Here is a 441-nt window from a genome sequence, read left to right as displayed (position 1 = left end):
ATATACTTACTGCTGCATCTAATAAAGGTATTGAGTGGTTACAACCGTATATTAATGAAAACGGGGATTTTAAGCTGTTTAGAGTACCGGCAGAACAAGCTATTCCTATTTGGACTGATAAAGAGCGTGAGAAGTTACAAGCATTTATACGCTATTACAAATTAAATGATGAATTAAAAGTAGAGTATTGGACTGATAGGGACGTTACTTATTACGTAATAGAAGATGAACAGTTAATACCTGATTATTACCATGGTGAAAACAATATACAAAGCCATTTTAATGGTGGAAACTGGGGAAAGGTACCATTTATACCATTTAAGAATAATCCCGAAGAAGTAAGCGATATATTCATGTATAAGAAGATAATAGATGCAATAGACAAACGACTTTCAGACACACAGAATATGTTTGATGAATCGGCAGAACTCATTTATATAC

1 protein-coding gene is annotated in these 441 nt (G+C 33.1%); it reads left to right on the top strand.

Annotated elements, in window-relative coordinates; genetic code table 11:
• The coding region (locus ACF91D_RS31995; RefSeq protein WP_392438738.1) for a phage portal protein at positions 1-441 on the top strand (441 nt) is incomplete at both ends.

It is taken from the genome of Staphylococcus sp. 231237_7MaSpsaltlick, from assembly GCF_043107035.1.
The sequence above is the reverse complement of the archived record's forward strand: the minus strand, read 5'-3'. Positions and strand labels throughout refer to the sequence as shown.